This window comes from Streptomyces sp. CNQ329 (assembly GCF_000482585.1).
This window is the reverse complement of sequence record NZ_AXVU01000033.1, coordinates 60,392-81,323: the sequence shown is the minus strand read 5'-3', so window position 1 is coordinate 81,323 and position 20,932 is coordinate 60,392. Positions and strand designations below refer to the sequence as shown.

17 protein-coding genes, 1 tRNA gene and 3 pseudogenes are annotated in these 20,932 nt (G+C 69.5%); 9 read left to right on the top strand and 12 right to left on the bottom strand.

All coding sequences use genetic code 11. The features are described 5' to 3' along the window. On the bottom strand, positions 1-299 hold a 299-nt coding region (locus I003_RS35685), incomplete at its 3' end, for a transposase (protein WP_199784332.1). A gap of 107 nt (positions 300-406) precedes the next feature. Here I003_RS35685 and I003_RS0121665 point away from each other — a divergent pair. The 3 genes and pseudogenes from I003_RS0121665 to I003_RS37000 form a co-directional block, all read left to right on the top strand. Beyond that, positions 407-826 (top strand): TIGR03668 family PPOX class F420-dependent oxidoreductase, encoded by a 420-nt coding sequence (locus I003_RS0121665; RefSeq protein ID WP_027773426.1) that lies wholly within the window; start codon positions 407-409, stop codon positions 824-826. Between the two features lie 1,264 nt (positions 827-2,090). Next, complete coding sequence (locus I003_RS32830) at positions 2,091-3,869, top strand: IS481 family transposase (RefSeq protein WP_078564248.1); 1,779 nt, start codon at positions 2,091-2,093, stop codon at positions 3,867-3,869. A gap of 76 nt (positions 3,870-3,945) precedes the next feature. Beyond that, a pseudogene (locus tag I003_RS37000) lies at positions 3,946-4,234 on the top strand (hypothetical protein); the annotation flags it as partial. Between the two features lie 477 nt (positions 4,235-4,711). Here the strand turns inward: I003_RS37000 and I003_RS0121650 are convergent. Then, positions 4,712-5,029, bottom strand: a complete 318-nt coding sequence (locus I003_RS0121650; RefSeq protein WP_027773424.1) for a hypothetical protein — start codon at positions 5,027-5,029, stop codon at positions 4,712-4,714. 158 nt (positions 5,030-5,187) lie between these two features. Here I003_RS0121650 and I003_RS32825 point away from each other — a divergent pair, with 158 nt between their 5' ends. Genes I003_RS32825 through I003_RS0121635 form a run of 3 tightly spaced genes read left to right on the top strand, consistent with a single transcriptional unit; the run spans position 5,188 to position 6,909 of the window. Continuing rightward, on the top strand, positions 5,188-5,583 hold the full coding sequence (locus tag I003_RS32825) for a replication initiator (RefSeq protein ID WP_486584324.1): 396 nt from the start codon (positions 5,188-5,190) through the stop codon (positions 5,581-5,583). Further along, positions 5,576-5,755: a helix-turn-helix domain-containing protein gene (locus I003_RS0121640; RefSeq protein WP_027773423.1), complete on the top strand. Its 180-nt coding sequence runs from the start codon at positions 5,576-5,578 to the stop codon at positions 5,753-5,755. The genes I003_RS32825 and I003_RS0121640 overlap by 8 nt, the downstream gene beginning before the upstream one ends. After that, complete coding sequence (locus I003_RS0121635) at positions 5,755-6,909, top strand: site-specific integrase (protein ID WP_027773422.1); 1,155 nt, start codon at positions 5,755-5,757, stop codon at positions 6,907-6,909. Before I003_RS0121640 ends, I003_RS0121635 begins: the two co-directional genes overlap by 1 nt. Positions 6,910-6,964: 55 nt before the next feature. On the opposite strand, the gene I003_RS0121630 is transcribed toward I003_RS0121635, so the two are convergent. From I003_RS0121630 to I003_RS36995, 10 genes and pseudogenes are all read right to left on the bottom strand, one after another. Continuing rightward, a tRNA-Ile gene (locus I003_RS0121630) sits at positions 6,965-7,041 on the bottom strand. A gap of 68 nt (positions 7,042-7,109) precedes the next feature. Continuing rightward, the gene (locus I003_RS0121625; protein WP_027773421.1) at positions 7,110-7,892 is read right to left on the bottom strand and encodes a DUF3566 domain-containing protein; all 783 of its coding nucleotides are present in this window, start codon (positions 7,890-7,892) and stop codon (positions 7,110-7,112) included. A 3-nt stretch (positions 7,893-7,895) separates the two neighbouring features. After that, positions 7,896-10,523 (bottom strand): DNA gyrase subunit A, encoded by a 2,628-nt coding sequence (gene gyrA, locus I003_RS0121620; protein ID WP_027773420.1) that lies wholly within the window; start codon positions 10,521-10,523, stop codon positions 7,896-7,898. 100 nt (positions 10,524-10,623) lie between these two features. Next, positions 10,624-12,753, bottom strand: coding sequence for a DNA topoisomerase (ATP-hydrolyzing) subunit B (gene gyrB, locus I003_RS0121615; protein WP_027773419.1), 2,130 nt, complete (start codon positions 12,751-12,753; stop codon positions 10,624-10,626). Positions 12,754-13,045: 292 nt separating this feature from the next. Beyond that, positions 13,046-13,633 carry a DciA family protein gene (locus tag I003_RS0121610; RefSeq protein ID WP_027773418.1) on the bottom strand — a complete coding sequence of 196 codons (588 nt, stop codon included), beginning with the start codon at positions 13,631-13,633 and terminating at the stop codon, positions 13,046-13,048. Beyond that, positions 13,630-14,763, bottom strand: a complete 1,134-nt coding sequence (gene recF, locus I003_RS0121605) for a DNA replication/repair protein RecF (RefSeq protein WP_027773417.1) — start codon at positions 14,761-14,763, stop codon at positions 13,630-13,632. Before recF ends, I003_RS0121610 begins: the two co-directional genes overlap by 4 nt. Positions 14,764-14,841: 78 nt before the next feature. Beyond that, positions 14,842-15,720, bottom strand: coding sequence for a phosphogluconate dehydrogenase (NAD(+)-dependent, decarboxylating) (gnd, locus tag I003_RS0121600; protein WP_027773416.1), 879 nt, complete (start codon positions 15,718-15,720; stop codon positions 14,842-14,844). Positions 15,721-15,774: 54 nt separating this feature from the next. Beyond that, complete coding sequence (gene dnaN, locus I003_RS0121595) at positions 15,775-16,914, bottom strand: DNA polymerase III subunit beta (RefSeq protein ID WP_027773415.1); 1,140 nt, start codon at positions 16,912-16,914, stop codon at positions 15,775-15,777. A gap of 871 nt (positions 16,915-17,785) precedes the next feature. Next, a pseudogene (gene dnaA / locus I003_RS0121590) lies at positions 17,786-19,201 on the bottom strand (chromosomal replication initiator protein DnaA); the annotation flags it as partial. A 296-nt stretch (positions 19,202-19,497) separates the two neighbouring features. Next, positions 19,498-19,756, bottom strand: a pseudogene (locus I003_RS36995) (chromosomal replication initiator protein DnaA); the annotation flags it as partial. Between the two features lie 371 nt (positions 19,757-20,127). Between I003_RS36995 and rpmH the strand changes: the two are divergent. Genes rpmH through yidD form a run of 3 tightly spaced genes read left to right on the top strand, consistent with a single transcriptional unit; the run spans position 20,128 to position 20,930 of the window. Beyond that, positions 20,128-20,265, top strand: a complete 138-nt coding sequence (gene rpmH / locus I003_RS0121585; protein WP_027773413.1) for a 50S ribosomal protein L34 — start codon at positions 20,128-20,130, stop codon at positions 20,263-20,265. A 15-nt stretch (positions 20,266-20,280) separates the two neighbouring features. After that, complete coding sequence (gene rnpA, locus I003_RS32820) at positions 20,281-20,649, top strand: ribonuclease P protein component (protein ID WP_037721383.1); 369 nt, start codon at positions 20,281-20,283, stop codon at positions 20,647-20,649. Then, positions 20,646-20,930, top strand: coding sequence for a membrane protein insertion efficiency factor YidD (gene yidD / locus I003_RS0121575; protein WP_018838819.1), 285 nt, complete (start codon positions 20,646-20,648; stop codon positions 20,928-20,930). The genes rnpA and yidD overlap by 4 nt, the downstream gene beginning before the upstream one ends. The last annotated feature ends 2 nt before the right edge of the window (positions 20,931-20,932 follow it).

The following is a 20,932-nucleotide window of genomic DNA, read 5'->3' as shown; positions in this document are numbered from 1 at the left end:
TAGTCGCGGACCAGGTCCCGCATCAGAACCGCGCTCCACGGGGTGAGGTTCAAGAACCGCTGGAGTGCCTTGGGCTCCTTCTCACCGGCGAACTCGGCCATGGTCCAGCCGTTCTTGCGCTGCAACGGGGAGAGGAGCCCACGCAGGTACTGAAGGGCGTGCCCTTGGGACTCCGGGCGGTAGAACAGTGGGGTTATCCGCTCGCCCAGCGCGGCGAACTCTCGGTCCCAGACGGCTAAATCGGCCGGGCTGACGGCGTCCGACGGACAATCTTGATCACGGGGCTGTGTCGTGGCCACAGCCAGAGTCTCCCACCACCCCATGATCAAGATCTAGCCCTGTAGTACTAGGACCTGTACCAGCCTGCCTGGCCGCACCGATCCCGCACCGTGGGTATCTTCGGCCCATGAACCTCTCCGCGGCCGAGGCCCGCGAGCGCTTCGCCGGCTCTCCCGTCGCGCGGCTGGCCACGGCCGACAGGGCAGGCGTGCCGCACGTCGTGCCCGTCACCTTCGCCGTGGACGGGGACGTGATCGTCTTCGCCGTCGATCACAAGCCGAAGCGCACGACCGGGCTGCGCCGCCTGCGCGACATCTCGGAGAACCCCGCCGTGTCGGTGATCGTCGATCACTACGCCGACGACTGGACCTCGCTGTGGTGGGCACGTGCCGACGGCTGGGCGGACGTACGCGAAGGCGATGCCGGCCGGCACACGGCCGTGGAACTGCTGCGGCGGAAGTACCGCCAGTACCGGGAGACACCCCCGGCGGGCGTCGCCGTCGCGATCCACGTCACGTCCTGGACCGGATGGGCGTTCAGCGACTGAGCGCCGGTGGAGAGTCCGCTCACCGGCCGAGGTGTCCCGAGGACGTCAAAAGCCCCCGGCCTTGATCGGCTGGGGGCTTCTGCGCTGGTGCGGCTACCAGGACTTGAACCTGGGGCCTCATCCTTATCAGGTCGCTCGGGCATCGGATGTCCACAGGCCGACTGCCCGCTTACCTGGTAGGTGAGCCTTACCCCGTTCGTCGTCCTTCGTGGCCGTTCGCTGTCGTTGCTGTCAGCAGATGATGTCAGGTGAACAGCACACAGCAGGCAGACTGATCTCTTCGATCCAGGCAACCCTTCAACTCCGGTTTGCGTCAGTCGTGTTGATCTGTCACTCTACTTATGAGGAGTCATCCTGAGGGGGCCACTGCTTTGGCCGCACTCCTCATCCGCGCTGACGGGAGAAACTCGCTTGGCTCTGAGCGACCCCTTGAAGCTGTCAGGTCACCCTGGCCGCCAAAGTCGCCGTTGCCGTGAGGTCTAGGAGAGCCTCGGCCCGAAAGCAAGGTTCACGGACACTTCTATGTCCGGGGCCCTTGCTTGCGCGTCTCTGGGTCCCGGGGAAAGGGACCATCCCGTCGTGCAGGACACTCCTCCTTCCAATCGCGTACTGATCTTCATATGCGCCGTTCTCTCGGCGCTGCTGGTAGCAATGGGCGGCGGCATGTTGTCGTATGCCTCCGGGTCATCTGCCGCTGAGAGCGTGCTTTATGGAGGTGGCGCGTTCATCCTTTGGATGACTCTCTGTGTAGCTGTCGTGTCGACCTTCCGCCTCCTGGAGTGACACCGGTATCGAGGTCGGTGTGGAGAGGCTTTGGGCGGGAGCTGCCATGGGGTGGGAGATCATGGGGCCTTAAGCTGACCGGCGATCGGGCTGGTTGTGGACCTGCCCGTAATGGGCCGATGTGACCCCATGATCTTATGGCCCCGCCCCATGGTGGCTGCCTAAAGCCGCGGAGCCGACCGGACCCTGCCATGAGTCGTTTCTCCTGAGTGGGCTCGCCTTCCGTTGTGCGGGTCGGCGGACCGGGCCGGAGCGGGGCGGAGACAGGAGCGGCGGCCCGGGGAGCCGGCCGCGCGGCGAGCGGTAGCGAGCCGCCTTGAAGTCGTAGAGAAGGTTGTTACGCATGGAGCCGTACGAGCCTTGTCTTGTCTCGGTTGATGCTTGACGTTGTGGCCTCACTTGATGCTTGACACCGCTTGCCTCGGTTTGGCTGTGCGCCTGGATTGGGCGTATGGGGAGGGCCGGGGCCGTGCTGGTGGAGTTGAGCGTGGTCGAGCAGCGGTATCACGCGGTGATGGAGGTCGCCGCGGGGGTTCCGGTCACTCAAGTCGCGGCCCGGTATGGGGTGTCGAGGCAGTCGGTGCACTCCTGGGTGCGCAAGTACGAGCGGTCGGGTCTGCCGGGGTTGGCGGACCGGTCGCACCGTCCGGTCTCGTGTCCGCACCGGATCGGCGGGGAGGTGGAAGCGGTGGTGTGTGAGCTGCGGCGCCGGCATCCCGGCTGGGGTCCGCGCCGGCTGGTGCACGAGTTGGAGCGGCGGGGCATCACGCCGGTGCCCTCGCGGGCGACGGTCTATCGGGTCCTGGTGCGCAACGCTCTGGTCGAGCCGGGGGTCCGTAAGCGGCGCCGGTCGGATTACCGCAGGTGGGAGCGGTCTGCGGCGATGGAGTTGTGGCAGATGGACATCGTCGGCGGCATCCTGCTGACAGGTGGTGGCGAGTGCAAGATGGTCACCGGGATCGACGACCACTCACGGTTCATGGTGATCGCCAAGGTGGTCGAGCGGGCCACCGCCCGCGCGGTCTGCCGGGCCTTCGGAGAAGCCCTGCTGCGGTTCGGAGTGCCGGAAGAGGTGCTGACGGACAACGGCAAGCAGTTCACCGCACGGTTCGGCCCCGGGCGTCCCGGGGAGACGATGTTCGACCGGATCTGCCGGGAGAACGGCATCACCCACCGCCTTACCAAGCCGCAGTCCCCGACCACGACCGGGAAGATCGAGCGGTTCCATCAGACGCTCAGACGCGAACTCCTCGACGGTCGTGGCCCGTTCGAGAATCTCGCGACCGCGCAGGCAGCGGTGGATGCCTGGCTGGAGGACTACAACCGGATGCGGCCGCATCAGGCCCTGGACATGGCCGTCCCGGCCAGCCGGTTCGCCCCGAAGGAACAAGCAGAGCAGACCACGCTGCCGGCGGTGCTGCCCGCCCGCCTCGACCTGGTCACTCCTGCGGCTCCGCCTCCGTCGCCGCAACCCGGACCAGCGCCGGTGTCCTGGCCGCTGGCCGACGGCGAGACCGGCGCGATCGAGGTGGAACGGCTGGTGCCTGCATCGGGGAACCTGAGCCTTCGAGGGCAGCAGATCTGGTTCGGCCCGGCCCTGGCCGGCACCCCGGTCACGTTGCGGATCGATGTGAACAGGCTCCACGTGCTGATCGGCGGAGCACGGCACAAGACGCTGCCCTCGAAGCTGTCAGGCAGGGACCTCAAAGCCCTGCTGGCCAGCGGCGATGCCCGCCCGGCCGGGCCCTGGCCCGACGATCTGGGCCCAGCCGACGACTCCGCAAACGCGGTGGAGGTGGATCGCACCGTCAACGCGGTCGGCTACGTCGGTCTGGGCGGCGACAAGGTCCTGATCGGCTGGCCGTTCGCCGGACAACGCGTCACCCTGCGGCTCGACGGGCAGATCCTGCAAGTCCTCGACGAACAGCGGGTCCTCAAGGCCACCCTGCCCAGCCCGCTGCCACCCTCGGCCTGCAGCCGTCTGCAAGGCGGCCGTGCGGCCGGGCCACCCCCGCTGCTGCCGCCACCAGGCGAGCAGATCGCCGAGCGCACCGTCAGCAGCACCGGCGGCTTCGTGGTCGCCGGACAACGCATCCAGCTCGGCCGCGGCCATGCCCGCCAGATCATCACCGCCCACCTGGACGAGACCAGCATCCGCATCTTCCAGGGCACCGAGCTGATCACCACCGTCCCCCGCATCACCAGAAAGGAGGTAGTCGTCCGCAGCTCCGGCGAACACAACCGCCGAAAGATCGTCTAGGACAGACGTCAAGCATCACCCGACGCCAACCCGTCAACCATCAACTGAGACTCGACAGAGCCGTACGAGCCTTGTCCGGTCGCACGAGTCTGCGAGGGAGCACGGGATGCACGCACTGCGGCATGCCTACACCTCTGTGCTTCTGGACAGCGGAGAGGACGCCAAGGCCGTCAACGAGTACCTGGGCCACGCCGACCCCGCTAATCCTCAGGGTGTACGCGCTCCTCATGCCTTCCAGTCGGGAACGCGCTCGAAGCGCTATAGACGCGGTGCCTCCAAGGCGACCGACTAGCTGGCCGCCTTGGAAACGAAGGGATACCTATCCGATACGCCTCATCTGCCTTAAATTGCAAGGGATGGCCTAGGCCATGCCCTGCGATTCCTTGATCCATAATTTGCGTGCGGCAGCCCGGGTAGGGCAGAATCGCTCCCGGCTGGGCGCTCTCCGCGCCCACGTTAAAGGCCACCCGCGGACGTTGGCATGCCGATGCGGATGGCCTTTGCTCCAACCCCTGAGAGAAGGAGTCCCCCCATTATGAGCCATCGCGTGCCTGACATCCAGACAGGCGGGCCGCCCCCATGGGTGACCGGCCTCGTGTATATCAGCGCTCTGGCGTCGGGAGTCGTCCTAATCTGCGGCGGACGCGCGACCCCCGCTGAGTCATCCGGCTTTGTCGCCCCGTTCCTCGTCCTGTACGAACGCACGTTCTCGCGTCACCACTAGGCCAGCTCAGTCTCACGGCCCGCCGGCGGTCCAGGGTGCTCAATGACGCCCCTGGCCAGCATGAAAACTGCTGGTCAGGGGTCGATCGTTACCAGGTGACGGCGAATTCTCCTGGAGGTCACGTGCTTGTGTCTGCCTGCTTGTCGCTGGGGGGAGTAACTGTCCAAGTCGCCTGCGTGGTGTGCTGCTTCAGTGTGAGCGTGTAGGTCCTGCCCTCCAGCAGCCTGCGGGCCGCCTTGGTCTGGCCGCATTCGATCCAGTCGCGGGCCTGGCGGTAGGGCTCCTCGTCCATGTTGATCGCGATCATCATCAGCGTGGCCTTGAGCCAGCGCAGTGCCTCGCCTGTGCTGTAGGCGTCGAAGGTGCCTAACCGACGATCGTCGACGTGGCACTCGCAATGAAACCAACGCGGTTCCGGGAGAGTTCGCTGGCTCATCGGCGCCGCTCCCGCGTGCTCGGCCTCAGACTGGCCGCCGGCTGCGGCTCCGGGTCTGTCGTGCCGGGGTCCAGTTCGACCATGACCGTGTAGCCCTCGTCGTCTCCGCTTACTTCCATGCGTCGGCCGAGTGCCGAGACGAGAGTGAGTCCGCGGCCGTGGGCGTCCCCATCTGCCGCAGCTACCTCGTGGGGTTGCACGCCGAACGCCTCATCCGCACCGCCTGGGCCCTCGGTGCCCGCAGAGACCTCGCCCATCTCCGCCTCCGCGCCTGGGCGCACATGCTCGGATTCCGCGGCCACTTCTCCACCAAGACCCGCCGCTACTCCACCACCCTCGGTGCCCTGCGCGCCGCCCGCGCCGAATGGCGCCGCCTGCAAGCCGCCATCGCCCGCGGCGACAACCCACAGCCTGTGGACGGCCCCGACGACGAAACCACCCTCGTCCTCGCCCACTGGACCTACACCGGCACCGGCCTCACCCCCACCGAAGCCTGGCTATCCGCCTCCCTCGCCCACGCCCCGACCACGGAGGGAGGTGTCACCCATGGCTGACGAACTGCTCACCGTGGAAGAGGTCATGGCGCGTCTCAAGCTCGGCCGCTGGAAGGTCTACGACCTGATCCGTTCGCGCCGTCTCGCCTCGATCACCATCGGTCGTTCCCGCCGCATCCCTGCCGCCGCCGTCGGCGACTTCATCGCGCACGAGATTGAGGAGGCTGCCTGATGACGAAGCGACGTCCGAACGGCGCTGGCACGATCACCAAGCGCAAGGATGGCCGCTATCAGGGCGCCGTCTACGTGACCGACACGGACGGAATCCGGGTGCGGAAGTACGTCTACGGCCGGACCTACGACGAGACAGCAGAGAAGATCGCCAAGCTTCAAGAGCAGGAGCGGCAAGGCGTCCCGGTGCCGAACCGGTCGTGGAAGGTCGGCGAGTGGCTGATCTACTGGCTTGAGCAGATCGTCAAGCCGAACCGGGAGCACAACACGTACGCCAAGTACGAGTCGAAAGTGCGCCTCTACCTCGTGCCCCACCTGGGGAAGAAGTCGCTGATCAGGCTCACGCCGCGGCAGGTCCGCGAATGCCTGGCCCTTCTCGCCAAGGACGGCGTGCCGGCGCCCACCCAAGCCGAGGTACTGAAGACCCTGCGCAACGCGCTGAACCGGGCCCGCGCCGAGGAACTGGTTGGCCGTAACGTCGCTGAGCTGGTGGACATGCCCAAGGTCAGCAAGGGGGAGGGTAAGCCCTGGAGCGCCAAGGAGGCGATCACCTTCCTACGCGCCACCCGGGCGCACCGCCTCTACGCCGCGTGCGTGCTCGTGCTCGTCCTGGGCCTCCGGCGCAGTGAGGTGCTGGGTCTGCGCTGGCAGGACATCGACTTCGAGAACGAGCAGTTCACCCCGGTCAAGCAGGTGCAGCGGGAGACAAAGGGGCTGGTCCTGAAGGATCTCAAAACCGACTCGTCACAGGCAGCTCTCCCGCTTCCGCGGTTCTGCGCTGACGCCCTGGCAGAGCGGAAGTGGTTGCAGGACATCGAACGGCAGCAAGCCGGCGACTCCTGGCACCAGGCACCGGGTCAGGACGTGATCTTGTCGGAGCGGAACGGCGGGCTGATCGAGCCCCGCGGCTTCTCACTCACCTTCGAGCGTCTGGTGACGCGTGCCGGCGTTCGCCGCATCACGGTCCGGCTCGCTCGGCACACCTGCGGGACGTTGCTCGCCTTCCTGAAGGTGCACCCCAAGGTGGCACAAGCGATCTTGCGGCACAGTCAGATCTCGATGACCCTCGACATCTACACGCATGTGGTCGGTGAGGACCAGCGGGAAGCTGCCGCGATGCTCGCTGATCTGCTGGAGGATCCGCTCATCGGCTGATGTCACCCGAGGACGTCAAAAGCCCCCGGCCGTGATCGGCTGGGGGCTTCTGCGCTGGTGCGGCTACCAGGACTTGAACCTGGGGCCTCATCCTTATCAGGGATGCGCTCTAACCGACTGAGCTATAGCCGCGCGCTGCACAGAGGTTACCCCACCGCCGAGCCGTGGCCCAAATCGATAGCGGGCGTTCCCGGCGGACGCTACTCGTCCTCCGCGAGCGTGACCTCGATGCCGCCCACGAAGCCCGCGGAGAGGTTGTAGATGAACGCGCCCAGCGTCGCCAGCGCCGTGGCGAGGACGACGTCGATCAGCGCCACGACCGCCGTGAACGCGACCACCCGGGGCAGCGACAGGAACGACTCCAGGTCGAAGCCGGCCGAGTCGTCCGAGCCGGTGGCCTCGCTGATCGTGCCGCCGACCGTGCTGAAGACGCCCATCGCGTCCAGCACCATCCACAGCACCGTCACCGCCACGATCGTGCAGATGCCGAGCGCGATGGAGAGCAGGAAGCTGACCTTCATCACCGACCAGGGGTCGGCCTTCGCCACCCGCAGCCGCGCCTTGCGGGTGCGCGGCACGGTGCGCGCGCCGGTGCGCGACCTGCGTACGCCCGCGGCCGTCTGCTGCACCTGCTCGTACGGCTGACCGGCGCCGCCCGCCGTGTGTCCCCCGGCGTGGCCGCCAGCGGCCACGCCGCCGTGCGGCGGCGGGTACGCCTGCGGCGGGTGATGCGGGGCCGGCGGGGCGGCGGGGGCGGCCGTCGGTGGAGGCATCGGGCCCTCGGGGGCGCTGCCGTACGTATACGCGTGCCCCTGCGGGTCCGCCTCCGGGCCTCCGGCTCCCGCGGAGCCGGAGGCGCCGCGTCTGCGCCCGCGGCGGCCGCGGCGCCCGCCGCCGGCGTCGTCCGGACCGGGCGGGGGGCTCGGCTGCGCGTACCCCTCGGCCCTCGCCGGACCGGCGCCGGCACCCGTGGCTCCACTCACGACCTACTCCTCGCCTTCACCGTCCGCGGCGGGGGCCTGCGCCCCGGCGTCCGTGCTCCCGGCCTCGTCGGCGGCGTCCGCGGCGTCGGCGGCCTCCTCGACCTCCTCCGCCTCCCGGCCGGCCTCGGCGTTCCGCGCGATACCGACCACGGCATCCCGCTTCCCCAGGTTGATCAGCTGGACGCCCATGGTGTCACGGCCCGTCTCCCTGACCTCATCGACCCGTGTACGGATCACGCCGCCGCCGAGCGTGATGGCGAGGATCTCGTCCGTCTCCTCCACCACCAGCGCGCCCACCAGCGAGCCCCGGTCCTCCACCAGCTTCGCCGCCTTGATGCCGAGCCCACCTCGTCCCTGAACGCGGTAGTCGTCCACGTTCGTGCGCTTCGCGTACCCGCCGTCGGTGGCGGTGAACACGAACGTACCGGGCCGCACGACATTCATCGAGAGGAGTTCGTCACCCTCGCGGAAGCTCATCCCCTTCACACCGGAGGTGGCGCGGCCCATCGGGCGCAGCGCCTCGTCCGTTGCGGTGAACCGGATCGATTGGGCCTTCCTGCTGACGAGGAGCAGGTCGTCCTCGGGCGAGACCAGCTCGGCGCCGATCACCTCGTCCGGCGAACCGTCGGGCATCTCGCGCAGGTTGATGGCGATCACGCCGCCCTGGCGGGGCGAGTCGTAGTCCTTGAGGACCGTCTTCTTCACCAGCCCGGCCTTGGTGGCGAGCACCAGATACGGCGCGGCCGCGTAGTCCCGGATCGCCAGGATCTCGGCGATGTGCTCGTCCGGCTGGAACGCGAGCAGGTTCGCGACGTGCTGGCCCTTGGCGTCGCGGCCGGCGTCCGGCAGCTCGTACGCCTTGGCGCGGTAGACCCGGCCCTTGTTCGTGAAGAACAGCAGCCAGTGGTGCGTGGTGGAGACGAAGAAGTGGTCGACGATGTCGTCCTCGCGCAGCCGCGTCCCGCGTACGCCCTTGCCGCCACGCTTCTGCGCGCGGTAGTCGGTGCTCTTCGTCCGCTTCACATAGCCGCCGCGGGTGATCGTGACGACGATGTCCTCCTCGGCGATCAGGTCCTCGATGGACACGTCGCCGTCGAAGGGCACGAGGTGGGTGCGCCGGTCGTCGCCGAACTTCGCGACGATCGCCGCCAGCTCCTCGCTGATGATCTGCCGCTGCCGCTCGGGGGAGGCGAGGATCGCGTTGTAGTCGTCGATCTTCGCCTGGAGGTCGTCGTGCTCGGCGGTGATCTTCTGCCGCTCCAGGGCGGCCAGCCGGCGCAACTGCATCTCCAGGATCGCGTTCGCCTGGATGTCGTCGATCTCCAGCAGGTCCATCAGGCCCGTACGCGCCACGTCCACCGTCTGCGAGGCCCGGATCAGCGCGATGACCTCGTCGATGGCGTCCAGCGCCTTCAGCAGGCCGCGCAGGATGTGCGCCCGCTCCTCGGCCTTGCGCAGCCGGAAGGTGGTGCGGCGGACGATGACGTCGATCTGGTGGTCCACCCAGTGACGGATGAACGCGTCCAGCGACAGGGTGCGCGGCACGCCGTCGACGAGGGCCAGCATGTTGGCGCCGAAGTTCGTCTGCAGGTCGGTGTGCTTGTAGAGGTTGTTCAGCACGACCTTCGCGACGGCGTCCCGGCGCAGCACGATGACCAGGCGCTGGCCCGTACGCGACGAGGTCTCGTCCCGGACGTCGGCGATGCCGGTCAGCCGGCCGTCCTTCACCCCGTCGGCGATCTTCTGCGCGAGATTGTCGGGGTTGACCTGGTACGGCAGCTCGGTGACCACCAGGCACTGCCGGTCCTGGATCTCCTCCACCTCGACCACCGCGCGCATGGGGATCGAGCCGCGGCCGGTCCGGTACGCCTCCTCGATGCCCTTGCGGCCGACGACCAGCGCGCCGCTGGGGAAGTCCGGGCCCTTGATGCGCTCCAGGAGGGCTTCCAGGAGTTCGTCGTTGGACGCCCCGGGGTGCTCCAGGTACCACTGCACCCCGTCGGCGACCTCCCGCAGGTTGTGCGGCGGGATGTTCGTCGCCATGCCGACCGCGATCCCCGCCGAGCCGTTGATCAGCAGGTTCGGGAAGCGGGCGGGCAGGACGGTGGGCTCCTGGGAGCGGCCGTCGTAGTTGTCCCCGAAGTCGACGGTCTCCTCGTCGATGTCGCGGAGCATCTCCATGGCCAACTGCGCCATGCGGCACTCGGTGTAGCGCATGGCGGCGGCCGGGTCGTTGCCCGGGGAGCCGAAGTTGCCGTTGCCGTCGACGAGCGGCATCCGCATCGACCACGGCTGCGCCAGCCGCACCAGGGCGTCGTAGATCGCCGAGTCGCCGTGCGGGTGGTAGTTGCCCATCACGTCGCCGACGACGCGCGCGCACTTGAAGTACCCGCGTTCGGGGCGGTAGCCGCCCTCGTACATCGAGTACAGCACGCGGCGGTGCACGGGCTTCAGGCCGTCGCGGATGTCCGGCAGCGCACGCGAGACGATGACGCTCATCGCGTAGTCGAGATAACTGCGCTGCATCTCCGTCTCGAGCGAGACGGCGTCCACGCGCAGCACGCTGCCGCCGTCTTCGCCCTCGCCGTCGGGCTGCGGGTCGGGATTCTGGGGAGTGAGCTCGTCGGCCATTACTGGTCTTTTCTACCTTTTCGAAGAGGTCTCGAAGGCGGTCGGTCGCACCGGGCGGGGAGCCCCGGAACCCGGGCGGGGGACCGCCCGGGGGGCCGACTCAGATGTCGAGGAAGCGGACGTCCTTGGCGTTGCGCTGGATGAACGAGCGGCGTGCCTCGACGTCCTCGCCCATGAGCACCGAGAACAGGTCGTCGGCCGCGGCGGCGTCGTCGAGCGTCACCTGCCGCAGCACGCGGTGCGCCTGGTCCATCGTGGTGATCCGCAGCTCCTCCGCGTTCATCTCGCCCAGGCCCTTGAAGCGCTGGATCGAGTCGTCCCTGATCCGCTTGCCCTGCGAGCGGCCCAGCTCGATGAGCTGGTCGCGCTCGCGGTCGGAGTAGGCGTACTCGAACTCGTCCCGGCCCCACTTGATCTTGTACAGCGGGGGCTGGGCCAGGAACACGTGCCCGCCCTCGATCAGCGGGCGCATGAAACGGAACAGCAGCGTCAGCAGCAGCGTCTGGATGTGCTGGCCGTCGACGTCCGCGTCCGCCATCAGCACGATCTTGTGATAGCGCAGCTTGCCGAGGTCGAAGTCCTCGTGGATGCCGGTGCCGAACGCCGAGATCAGCGCCTGCACCTCGGTGTTCTGCAGCACCCGGTCGATCCGGGCCTTCTCCACGTTGAGGATCTTGCCGCGGATCGGCAGGATCGCCTGGTACCGCGGGTTGCGGCCGGACTTCGCCGAGCCGCCCGCGGAGTCACCCTCCACGATGAAGATCTCGCACTTGGACGGGTCGTTCGACTGGCAGTCGCTCAGCTTGCCCGGAAGCGACGCCGTCTCCAGCAGCCCCTTGCGCCGCGTCAGGTCGCGCGCCTTGCGGGCCGCGACGCGGGCCGTCGCCGCCTGGATGCCCTTGCGGACGATGTCCGCCGCCTCGTTCGGGTTCCGGTCGAGCCAGTCCGTCAGGTGCTCGTGCGTGACTTTCTGGACGAAGGTCTTCGCCTCGGTGTTACCCAGCTTGGTCTTCGTCTGGCCCTCGAACTGGGGCTCGCCGAGCCTCACCGAGATGATCGCCGTCAGGCCCTCGCGAATGTCCTCGCCGGTGAGGTTGTCGTCCTTCTCGCGCAGCAGCTTCCTGTCGCGCGCGTACCGGTTGATCAGCCCCGTCAGCGCGGCCCGGAAGCCTTCTTCGTGCGTACCGCCCTCATGGGTGTGGATGACGTTCGCAAAGCTGTACACACCCTCGCTGAACTGCGTGTTCCACTGCATCGCGATCTCGACCGACATCAGCCGCTCGGTGTCCGCGGCCTCGAAGTCGATCACGGACGGGTGCACCGGCTCGCCCTTGCGCGAGTTCAGGTGGCGCACGAAATCGGAGATGCCGCCCTCGTAGTGGTACGTGACGCTGCGCGCCTTGTCCTCGTCCTCGTCGCCCGCGGTGTCCGCGCCGGAGGTCTGCTTGGCCGCCGCCCGCTCGTCGGTCAGCGAGATGGTCAGGCCCTTGTTGAGGAACGCCATCTCCTGGAAGCGGCGCGACAGCGTCTCGAACGAGTAGTCCGTCGTCTCGAAGATGTCGCCGTCCGCCCAGAACGTGACCGTCGTGCCGGTCTCGTCCGTCGGCTCGTTCTGCGCCAGCGGCTCGGTCGGGATGCCCAGCTTGTAGTCCTGCGTCCAGCGGTAGCCGTCGGTCTTGACCTCCACCGACAGGCGGGTCGAGAGCGCGTTCACGACCGAGACGCCGACGCCGTGCAGACCGCCGGAGACCGCGTACCCGCCGCCGCCGAACTTGCCGCCCGCGTGCAGCACCGTCAGCACGACCTCGACCGCCGGCTTGTTCTCCGACGGCACGATGCCCACCGGGATGCCGCGGCCGTTGTCGACGACGCGCACGCCGCCGTCGGCGAGCAGCGTCACCTCGATCCTGTCCGCGTGGCCGGCCATCGCCTCGTCCACCGAGTTGTCCACGACCTCCTGCACCAGGTGGTGCAGACCGCGCTCACCGGTCGAGCCGATGTACATGCCCGGGCGCTTGCGTACGGCGTCGAGGCCCTCCAGGACCGTGATCGCGCTTGCGTCGTACGCCGTGTCCTCGGCGCCCTCCGCCTCCACGCGGCCGTGTGCCCGTGCGGCAGCAGCGGCCGCCTCCGCGGCGCCGTCGGCGCCCGAAGGCACGAATTCGCTGGCAGGGATGTTCTCGTTGGAGTTGCCGGAATCGGCCACGAAGCGCCCTTTCTGGCACAGCACGGGCCACTCTCCTGGCTGAGCGGGAGCGGCCGCGTCGTTGTTGGTCGGCGTGTTCCGCAAGTGGGCGGGTTGTCCTCCAGTCTACCGGTAGCTCACGACAGAATGACGGTTTGCAGGTGCCTGAACCCGCATGTGGCGCCCTGAACATCTGCCCGCCGAGGGGGACTGCACACACCGGGGCCTGCAGAGCCTCTGAGCGCCACTCAGCGCTTCGGGGCGTCAACCATGAGCTACTGTGACCGACCTCACCCCATCACAGGTTTACCGGCCGGGTTTTCCGGGCGGTTCGGCCCTACCCGTACGTGTCCCCGGGGCCCTGGCTGCCCGGTGCCCGCAACGGCCCGAAGCGCCGCCCGCCGCCCCCCGGACCCACCACTTTGATCAGCTTCACGGTGCCGTGGCCCAGCTCCTCGTTGAGCAGCGCCACCAGCCGCGGGGCCTGCAGCCTCAGCTCCGTCGCCCACGCCGTCGAGTCGCACTTCACCACCAGCAGCCGCTGCTCTTCGTCGTAGCGCTCCGGAGCACAGTGCTGCGCCACCTGCTGCCCGACGAGCTGCGGCCAGCGGCCCATCACACCGCCCACCGCCGCCGGCGCCTCCCAGCCGCGCTCGGTGATCAGCCGGCTCACCGCGGCGCCCAGCGGCAGCGGATCGCGGCCGTCGGCGCGGGCGCCCGAGCGCAGCCCGCCGCCGCGGCGCGCCTGCCGGCGCTGCTGCGCCGCCGCCCCCCGCGCGCGGGCCTCCGCACGCGCCGCCCGCAGGGCCACACGCGCCAGGTCGACCCCGGAAGGCTCGGGAGCGGGCGAGGACCCGGGGGCGGAAGAGTCCGCGGGCGGGTCCGGGCGTCCGGCGTCCTCGGGACGTACGGGCTCCTCGCTCATCCCCGCTCCACCCGCCCGCCGGCCACCGTGAACCGCACCCCCGCCAGCACCTCCGGCACGTCCTCGGCCACCGCCGCCGTCACGAGCACCTGCTCACCGGGCGCCACCAGCTCCGCCAGCCGCTCCCGCCGCCGCGCGTCCAGCTCCGCGAACACGTCGTCCAGCACCAGCACCGGCTCCCCGCCGCCTTCGCCACGCAACAGCTCGTACGACGCGAGCCGCAGCGCCAGCGCGTACGACCACGACTCCCCGTGCGACGCGTAGCCCTTCGCGGGCAACTCACCCAGCTTGAGCACCAGATCGTCGCGGTGCGGACCCACCAGCGTCACGCCCCGCTCGATCTCCTGCTTCCGCGCCTCCGCCATCGCCTCCAGCAGCAGCCCCGCGAACTCCTCGCGCGTGCGCGCCTCCGCGAACCGCCCGCCGGCCGGCGACTTGTACTCGAACGCCACCGGACCGCCGCCCGGTGCCACCTGCTCGTACGCCTTGTCCACCAGCGGCTGCAGCACCGCGATCAGCTCCAGCCGCTGCGCCAGCAACTCCGCGCCGGCCCGCGCCAGATGCTGATCCCACACGTCCAGCGTCGACAGATCGAGCTGCCGCCCGCCGTGCCGCCGCGCCATCGCGGCCGTCTTCAGCAACGTGTTGCGCTGCTTGAGCACTCTGTCGTAGTCGCTGCGCACGCCCGCCAGCCGCGGCGCCCGCGCCGTGATCAGCTCGTCGAGAAAGCGGCGACGCTGGTCCGGATCCCCCTTGACCAGCGCCAGGTCCTCCGGCGCGAACAGCACGGACCGCAGCACGCCCAGCACGTCACGCGGCCGTACCTGCGACGATCGGTTCAGCCGGGCCCGGTTCGCCCTGCCCGGATTCAGCTCCAGCTCCACGAGCTGCTGCCGGCCGTCGTGCGTCACCGCGGCCCGTATCACCGCGCGCGCCGCGCCCATCCGCACCAGCGGCGCGTCCGCGGACACCCGGTGGCTGCCCAGCGTCGCGAGGTAGCCGACCGCCTCGACCAGATTCGTCTTGCCCTGGCCGTTCGGCCCGATGAAGGCCGTCACCCCCGGGTCGAGGGGGACCTCCGCCCGCTCATACGAACGGAAGTCGGCCAGCGAGAGATGAGACACGTGCATGGCCCGACGCCGACCTCCCCGGGGACTCGGCCGATTCAGCGAACAGCGGGCCGGCGCCACCGCCGGCCGCCCGGCAGGCTACTTCTCCTCCTTGACCGCGTGGCCACCGAACTGGTTCCGCAGCGCGGCGATCATCTTCATCTGCGGCGAGTCGTCCTGGCGCGAGGCGAACCGGGCGAAGAGCGACGCGGTGATCGCCGGCAGCGGCACCGCGTGGTCGATCGCCGCCTCCACCGTCCACCGGCCCTCACCGGAGTCCTCCGCGTACCCGCGGAGCTTGCCCAGGTGCTCGTCGTCGTCCAGCGCCCGGACCGCCAGGTCCAGCAGCCAGGAGCGGATGACCGTGCCCTCCTGCCACGAGCGGAACACCTCGCGCACGTCGGTGACCGAGTCCGCGGCCTCCAGCAGCTCCCAGCCCTCGGCGAACGCCTGCATCATCGCGTACTCGATGCCGTTGTGGACCATCTTCGCGAAGTGCCCCGCGCCGACCTTGCCGGCGTGGACGGCGCCGTACTCGCCCTCGGGCTTCAGCGCGTCGAAGACGGGCTGCACCCGCGCCACGTGCTCGGCCTTCCCGCCGTACATCAGCGCATAGCCGTTCTCCAGCCCCCACACGCCCCCGGAGACGCCGCAGTCCACGAAGCCGATGCCCTTCGCAGCCAGCTCCGCGGCATGCTTCTCGTCATCCGTCCAGCGCGAGTTGCCGCCGTCCACGAGGACATCGCCGGGTGCGAGCAGCTCCGCCAGCTCGTCGACGGTCGACTGCGTGGGCGCACCCGCGGGCACCATCACCCACACCACACGCGGGGCGGGCAGTGCGTCCACAAGCTCCCGCAGGCTGTGGACATCGGCCCTGTCCGGGTGGTGGTCGTACCCCACGACCGTGTGCCCCGCGCGCCGGATGCGCTCCCGCATGTTCCCGCCCATCCGGCCGAGACCCACAAGACCGAGCTCCATCACTGCCCCTTCGTCCGCCTGCGCGTCCTATCGGGTCCGAGCCTACGCCGGACCTCAGCCGCTCAGCCGCACCGGCATGATCAGGTACTTGTACGCCTCGTCCGCCTCGGCGTCGAGCGCGGGCTTGCCGCTGAGCAGCGCCGGCTTCGTCGACGTCGTGAAGGAGAGCTGCGCCGCGGGCGAGTCGATCGCGCTCAGCCCGTCGAGCAGGAACATCGGGTTGAAGGCGATCGAGATGTCGTCGCCCTCGAGCTGGGCGTCCACCCTTTCCACAGCCTGTGCGTCGTCGCTGGACCCGGCCTCCAGGGTCAGCACGCCCTGCTCGAAGCTGAGCCGCACCGGCGTGTTGCGCTCGGCCACCAGCGCCACGCGCTTGACGGCCTCGACGAACGGCGGCGTCTCGATGACCGCCACCGAGTTGAACTCCGTGGGGAACAGCGTGCGGTACTTCGGCAGGTCGCCCTCGATCAGCCGCGTCGTCGTCCGCCGCCCGGCGCCCTCGAATCCGATCAGGCCCTCGCCGGCACCGGCGCCCGAGAGCGCCAGCGTCACGACGTCTCCGCTGGTCAGCGACTTGGCTGTGTCCAGGAGCGTCTTGGCGGGCACGAGCGCCACCGAGGAGGCATCGGCGGTCTCCGGCTTCCACAGGAACTCCCGGACCGCGAAGCGGTACCGGTCCGTCGAGGCCAGGGTGACCGTGTCCCCCTCGATCTCGATCCGCACGCCCGTGAGCACCGGCAGGGTGTCGTCCCGGCCGGCGGCGATGGCGACCTGCGCGACGGCCGAGGCGAAGACCTCGCCGGAGACCGTGCCGGTCGCGGTCGGCATCTCCGGCAGCGCCGGATACTCCTCCACAGGCAGGGTGTGGAGTGTGAACCGCGAGGAGCCGCAGACCACGGTGACCCGGACGCCGTCCGTGGAGATCTCCACAGGCCGGTTGGGAAGTGCGCGGGAGATGTCGGCGAGCAGCCGCCCGGAGACGAGGACCGTGCCGTCCTCCTCGACGTCCGCCTCCACGGAGACGCGGGCGGAGACCTCGTAGTCGAAGCCGGAGAGGCTGAGCGTCCCGCCGTCCGCGGCGTCGGCCTTCAGCAGCAGCCCGGCGAGCACCGGCGCGGGCGGCCGGGCCGGGAGGCTGCGCGCCGCCCACGCCACTGCCTCCGCGAGTACGTCGCGCTCCACCCGGATCTTCACGGAGACCGCCTCCTGGTGCTCTCGGCCCTTGCCGGCTCGGTTGGTGTGGGGGACCAGTCTGACGCACGGCACCGACACGGGGGGCGGGTCGGGGTCAACTCGTCGTCGCCGCCCTCGGAGGCCCTCGACCGCACTTGTGCACAGGCCCCGCTTCGAAGCGGATTCCGAGCTAGATACGTGTAGAGGTAGTAGTAGGGCTTGTGGAAACCGTGGAAAACCCTGTCTGCGCAGGTCAGCCCGCGAATTTTGCCCACAGGCGGGTTGGGGACAAGGAGTGGAAAACCCTCGGTTCCTGTGGACGCGGCCCGGCTGTGCACAGGCCGTTCACAGGCGGGGGCCACTTAGCCACAGCTCCGTCCCCAGAGTTACCCGGGTTTCTGCACAGCCAATCCTGCCTCCCGATGTGACGGCTTTCACTCGACCCGGTGAACGGGCGCGTTGCGTTGCCGAACAGTGGACAAAGTTGTGGACAGGCTGTGTACAGAGCGGTGTTTTCTGTGGGTGAGTGGTCTCCGGCGGTGGACAGCGCTCGGCGCCGATCGGTGCGGCGGACGGCGTCCACAGGGTGTGGGCAACGGCCGCCCACACATCCACACGCCGATGAGCTGCGCGGACGCGGGTTGTCCAGAGCGCGTCCACACCCGCCCGTGGGTAACTCGGCGGTCCCCAGGGTGTGGACGGCCGAAAGTGGGCCGAGGTGTGGAGAAGTGCCTGGTCAGGGCCGGGAATCGAACGCGAAGCGGGGGCTCGGCTGTTCGGGTGCGTGCTCGGCGGCATGGACGCGCGGGTCCGGCGCCGTGCAGAAGCGGACTCCGGGGACGCACGGGGCACCGGGAGCGGTGGAGGACGCAGGGAGAGGGCGACGGGGCCGCTAGCTGTTCTTGATGCGGTTGGTCAGCTCGGTGACCTGGTTGTAGATCGAGCGCCGCTCGGCCATCAGCGCCCGGATCTTGCGGTCCGCGTGCATGACGGTGGTGTGGTCCCGGTTGCCGAACTGGGCGCCGATCTTCGGCAGGGAGAGGTCCGTCAGCTCCCGGCAGAGGTACATGGCGATCTGGCGGGCGGTGACCAGCACGCGACTGCGGGAGGAGCCGCAGAGGTCCTCCACCGTCAGCCCGAAGTAGTCGGCGGTGGCGGCCATGATCGCGGCCGCGGTGATCTCCGGGGCCGAGTCCTCGCCGCCGGGGATGAGGTCCTTCAGCACGATCTCGGTGAGCCCGAGATCCACCGGCTGCCGGTTGAGCGAGGCGAAGGCCGTGACCCGGATCAGGGCGCCTTCCAGCTCGCGGATGTTCCGGGAGATCCGCGAGGCGATGAACTCCAGCACCTCGGGCGGTGCGTTCAACTGCTCCTGGACGGCCTTCTTGCGCAGGATCGCGATCCGCGTCTCCAGCTCCGGCGGCTGCACGTCGGTGATCAGGCCCCACTCGAAGCGGTTGCGGAGCCGGTCCTCCAGGGTGATCAGTTGCTTGGGCGGCCGGTCGCTGGAGAGCACGATCTGCTTGTTGGCGTTGTGCAGCGTGTTGAAGGTGTGGAAGAACTCCTCCTGCGTCGACTCCTTGCTCGCCAGGAACTGGACGTCGTCGACCAGGAGGATGTCCATGTCGCGGTAGCGCTTGCGGAACGTGTCCGCCTTGCCGTCGCGGATGGAGTTGATGAACTCGTTGGTGAACTCCTCGGAGCTCACGTACCGCACCCGGGTGCCGGGGTAGAGGCTGCGTGCGTAGTGGCCGATGGCGTGCAGCAGGTGCGTCTTGCCCAGGCCGGACTCGCCGTAGATGAACAGCGGGTTGTACGCCTTGGCCGGCGCCTCGGCGACGGCGACCGCGGCGGCGTGCGCGAAGCGGTTGGAGGCGCCGATGACGAAGGTGTCGAAGAGGTACTTCGGGTTCAGCCGCGCGGTCGGTTCGCCGGGGCCGGTGGCCGGGGCGGGCTGGGCGGCGAGCGGGCCGGGCGCGCCGCTGGGTGCGGGCAGCTCGACGTTGCCCATGGCCTGCGCCAGCGGCGGCACGGAGGGGCCGTGGCCGCCGGGGTGGTGGCCCGCCGTATGACCTCCCGTGTGCCCGCCGGTGTGGCCCCCCGGAGGGGCGTACCCGTCGTGGGCGGGACGGCCCGCGACGTGGTCGCGGGCCGCGTAGTAGTCCGTGCCGTCGGTGCCTCCCGGGCCGTCCGGCTGGGCGCCGGGCGGGCCCGGGTGGTGGTCGGCGCGGGGCCAGGCGGCCGGTGCCGGACGCGGCTGGGCGTACTCGGGGTACGCCGGGGCGGCGGTGGGGAGGCGGTCGTCACCCGGTGCCGGGCGGCTGTACGCGTCGTACGGAGGCTCGGGGAGCGGCCCGCCGTGGCCCTGGTGCGGCGCCTGGTGGCCCTGGTGGCCCTGGTGCGTCTGGTGCGTCTGGTGCGTCTGGTGCGGGGGCTGCCCCCCGGCGTGGGGCGGGGGGAGATGCGGGGCTCCGGAGTGCGCGGACACCTCGTGCGCCGGCGGCTGCTGGCCCTGCGGGGCGTGGGACACGTGCGGGCCGTGCGCGCCCGGCTCGGGGCCCGGCTGCGGAGGCGGGGCCTGCTGGGGCTCCGGCTCGCCCGGGCTGACCGTGACGGCCAGGCCGATGGGCTGACGGCAGGCGTGGCTCAGGGCGTCGGTGATCTTGGAGGCGAGGCGGCCCTCGAAGACGCCCTTCGCGTACTCGTTGGGCACGGCCAGGACGGCGGTGCCGGCGACGAGGACGAGAGGCTGGCAGTCGCGCAGCCACCGGTGGTCTTTCGCTTCGACGCCCTGGTCGTCCGCGAGTAGCCGCTCGAGCACGCGTGGCCACACTGCAGCGAGATCGGCAGGCAGGTCGGCCACGGGTCACGCTCTTTCAGGGTCACGGCAGTCACGAAGGTGTGATCTCGGGACGGGTGGGATGGATCCGCGCAAGGGTCGGAAGTCCAGCCACGGTAGTCACGCCGCACTGCCCCATTCAAGTCGCTGTCCACAGGCTGTGCACAGTGTCCGGTGGTGTGTCGGCCGCGCAGGGCGGGTTTGACCGGACGGTGGCCTCCCGCGTACCGTGTCGAGGTCGAGATGTCGACGGCTGCTGCCGCCTGCCTCCGATCAGTCTCAGGCCGCGACAGTGATCATGTCACGTGTCGGGGGATGACGAGCCGGCTCGAGGGCGCACGGTGGCAGCCGTTCGGCGCCTAACCACCCGTGACAACTTCTTCTGGAGCCCCCGAGTGAGCAAGCGCACTTTCCAGCCGAACAACCGCAAGCGTGCCAAGACGCACGGCTTCCGGCTGCGTATGCGTACCCGCGCCGGCCGTGCCATCATCACGGCCCGTCGCACCAAGGGCCGCGCACGCCTGTCCGCCTGATCCGCTGGTGTGCTCGTGCTGCCCGCTGAGCACCGGCTGCGGCGGCGCGAGGATTTCGCCCGAGCGGTACGCCGCGGACGACGGGCCGGCCGCCCGCTACTCGTCGTCCACCTGAACAGCGGCGGTGACCCGCATGCCACCGGGGAGGACGCCTCCCCGCCGCGTGCGGGTTTCGTCGTCAGCAGGGCCGTCGGACCGGCGGTCGCGCGCAACCTCGTCAAGCGTCGTCTGCGTCATCTCATACGGGATCGGTTGGATCAGCTCCCCGCAGGTAGCCTGGTGGTCGTACGGGCGCTGCCCGGCGCCGCGGAGGCCGGCTTCGACCGGCTGCGCGATGACCTGGACGCAGCGCTGGGGCGGTTGCTGGGAAGGGCGCCGCGATGAAGTATCCGCTGCTTTGGTTGATCAAGCTGTACCAGTGGACCATCAGCCCGCTGCTGGGGCCGGTCTGCAAGTACTACCCGTCGTGCTCGCACTACGGCTATGAGGCGATCAGGCTGCACGGCGCGGTCAAAGGCACGGGCCTGACCGCCTGGCGCATCCTGCGCTGCAACCCGTGGTCGCTCGGCGGGGTTGATCACGTTCCGCCCCGCAAGCATCCGGTCTGGCACCAGCGGCTGCGCAGCCGGCTGGGCAAGACGCAGCCCAAGGCCCAAGGAGCCTGATT